Origin of the sequence: Sodalis sp. (in: enterobacteria), assembly GCF_047607725.1 — a bacterium.
Lineage (GTDB): Bacteria > Pseudomonadota > Gammaproteobacteria > Enterobacterales > Enterobacteriaceae > JBLKSS01.
The window spans coordinates 2,844-5,917 of sequence record NZ_JBLKSS010000326.1; the positions used below are offsets into that span (position 1 = coordinate 2,844).

At 62.9% G+C, this 3,074-nt stretch carries 2 protein-coding genes; both read right to left on the reverse strand.

Annotated features, from left to right (window positions below; all coding sequences use genetic code 11):
- On the reverse strand, positions 1–2,448 hold a 2,448-nt coding region (recC, locus tag ACMX3H_RS19495; RefSeq protein ID WP_415211915.1), incomplete at its 3' end, for an exodeoxyribonuclease V subunit gamma.
- Positions 2,449–2,535: 87 nt separating this feature from the next.
- On the reverse strand, positions 2,536–3,009 hold the full coding sequence (locus ACMX3H_RS19500) for a prepilin-type N-terminal cleavage/methylation domain-containing protein (protein ID WP_415210343.1): 474 nt from the start codon (positions 3,007–3,009) through the stop codon (positions 2,536–2,538).
- Positions 3,010–3,074 lie beyond the last annotated feature (65 nt).

The following is a 3,074-nucleotide window of genomic DNA, read 5'->3' on the forward strand; positions in this document are numbered from 1 at the left end:
CTCGCCCTCGGCGCCGGCGGCCGGCAGCCACTCGTCGGCGAAGCTTTGGGTCTCGCTGCCGGGCAAAAAATTCTCCGGCGCGAAAGGCATACGGCTATGCCACTGCCACAGATGCGCGCGCACCCGGTCAGCGCTACTCTCGGCATCGGCGTGCTCGTCGCCGGGCAGATAAAAGCTTTGCGCAATATAATCGCTCAGCTCGCTTACCAGCACCGACGGATAACGCGGGGTATTATCCTGAATGGCACGGCCGATAAAACTAATATACAGCCGCTGCTGCGCGGATAACAGCGCCTCCAGGAACAGATAGCGGTCATCGTCGCGCCGGCTGCGATCGCCGCGCTGTGGCTGCTGCGCCATCAGGTCGAACCCCGCCGGCGGCAGCGTGCGCGGATAAACGCCGTCGTTCATGCCCAGCAGGCAGACCACCCGGAACGGAATTGAGCGCATCGGCATCAGCGTACAGAAGTTGATGGTGCCGGCCAGAAAGCGCTGGCTGACCCGCTCCTGATCCAGCCGCGCGGCCAGCTCGTCTTGCAGCAGCGTCACCGGCACCGGCTGGTCATATCCCACCTGCAAACCGCATTGCAGCACCTGCTGCCATTGATTTTCCAGCAGCGCCAGCGCCGCTTCCGCCTCGGCGTCGGGCGCAAATAAATCCTCGATCATTTCGCGGGCGCAGCCAAGCCAGGCGTCCAGGGAGCGGGGCTGGGTAAGCCGGTCGCGCCACTGGCGCAGCCGCATTAACAGCTCAGCCAGTTGGCCGACCAGGCCGGCTATCAAGCCGCTGGATTCGTCGTAGGGTAGAATACCCTGCCAGTCGCCGCTCTCGCTGTCCATGGCATAGCCCAGCAGCATGCGGGTCAAGCCAAATTGCCAAGTATGCTGGCCGGGGGCGGGCAGCATCAGTTCGCGCAGCGTATCATCGTCCAGGCCCCAGCGAATGCCGGACTCCGCCACCCACAGGCGCAGCAGTTGAAGCCCCTGCTCATCAATGGCGAAGCGGGCTGCCAGCGCCGGCACCTCCAGCAACGCTAGCACCTGCTCGGCGACAAAGCGGCTGCGCGGTAATTCCAGCAGGCTAAGAAACGCCGGCAGAACAGGATGGAGATGCCGCACCCGTCTGTCGGAAATGGAAAAAGGCAAATAGCGCTCGCCGCCGGCATTGCCGAATACCGCCTGGATTGCCGGAGTATAACGGTCGATATCGGCCACCATGACAATCACGTCGCGCGGGCGCAGCGTCGGGTCTTCCGCTATCATCGCCAGCAGGCTGTCGTGCAGCACTTCCACTTCCCGCAGCGGACTATGGCAGACATGCAGGCTCAGCGAGCGGTCATCCAGCCGCAGCGGCCGCTTGCCGCCGCCCTGAGTGAGCGTTTCGCCCTCCATGCCAATCACTGCGTGATCCTCAAGGGCCAGGATATCGCGCTGCAGCAGGCTTAGCAGGTTATCACCCGCTGGCTCAACAAATGCATCCACCTCGGCAACACCGTCCATCTGCGCCAGCAGGTAAAGATTATCGCGCCCCTGTTTGCCCCAGGAGGCCAGCAGCGGGTTGCCTATTTGCTGTTCTCCCAGCGCGTCGAACAGCGCGGCGGCCTGTTGAGGGCGCCGGAACAGCGCCTGCTCCGTCTGCTGCTGATAGTGCCGGCGACGGCGGTGCAGCAGCAGCGCGAGGAAAGCGCGAGCGCGGATATCCCCCCAGTAATAGCGGCAGGGATTGGTGAACAGCAGATGGATGTCGATATGGCGCCCCAACGCCTGAAGCGCCTGCAGGTAGGTAGGAGGCAGCGCTGAGATGCCGCAGATAAACACTCTATCGGGCAATCCAGGCGGCCGCGTCTGGCTTTGCGTCAAGGTCTGGATAAAACGCTGATAGAGATTGGCGCGGTGCCACAGCGGCTGCCCCGCCCGTTCCGTCTCCGCCATTAACGCTCGCCACAATGGGGCCTGCCAGCGCTGGGCCTCGCCTATACCGTCAATCACTTCACCACGCTGCCAGCTTTCCAGCCAGTCGGGACGATATACCAGATACTGGTCGAAGAGATCCGCCACCCGGGCGGCGAACTGGAAAACTTTACGCTTATCATCGTCATCGCGCAGATATTCGCTTATCGCCGCAAAATCCGGCTGCTGGCACAGACGAGGCAGCAGCGCCATCAGCCGCCAAGTCATCGCCGGTTTGGCAAATGCGCTTTCGTCAGGAATATCGGGCAGTACGCGGGTGAACATCTGCCAGATAAAGCTGGCCGGCAGCGGAAATTCAATGTTGGCCGCAATACCGAAGTGTGCCGCCAATTCCATCTGCATCCACTGCGCCATCCCGTTGCTTTGCACCAGAATCACTTCCGGCTGGAACGGATCGCGCAGTGGCCTGCCTGCGATCAGCGCGGCGGTAAGGGTCTTAAGCAGATCCAGCTGGTTGGAATGATAAACGGTAAACATAAACTCCTCGCCATGCGCACCTTCTGCCCAAGGGCTTATTACAATGCCTGCGCCCACTCTAACGCGATTTGCCCGGAACACAAGCAATCACGTACCTGTTATGCCGGCCGGATTCTGGCAAACCCATTCGTTGAGGCTGATGCGCTCGCCGCTCGGCAAGGTGACCATGGCGGTAACGCGCCGGCAATCCTCGTCGCAGGATTCTTCAATCACGTTAATCCGCCAGCCGGGCGGCTGAGATAGCGCGTCAGGGGCCGCCGGCTGACGCAGCAGCTCCAGGCGCTGGTGGTTTAAACTCAGCGCCAGCGAGACATCCTGTAACCGCCGCTGGAAGACCGCCAGCCGCTGACTATACTCCAGCAACCCCAGCGCGGTGATCGCGAGCAACATCGTCTCCAGCAGCGCCTCCACCAGACCAGCGCCCCGCTGTGGATCTGGCACCCTGCGTCGTCGCCGGTCTCGCATCCCGTCCCGCCGCCGCGCCAGCATCACGCTTCGCCATCCCTCTCGCGTCCCGACCCACCGCCGCGCCAGCGTCGCGCTTCGCCGTTTATCTGACATCCCGTCCCCCTCGCCGGTTCGGGGTCACGCCGCGTTGTCTGGGACGGCCGTCGCGCCCCTGCCGC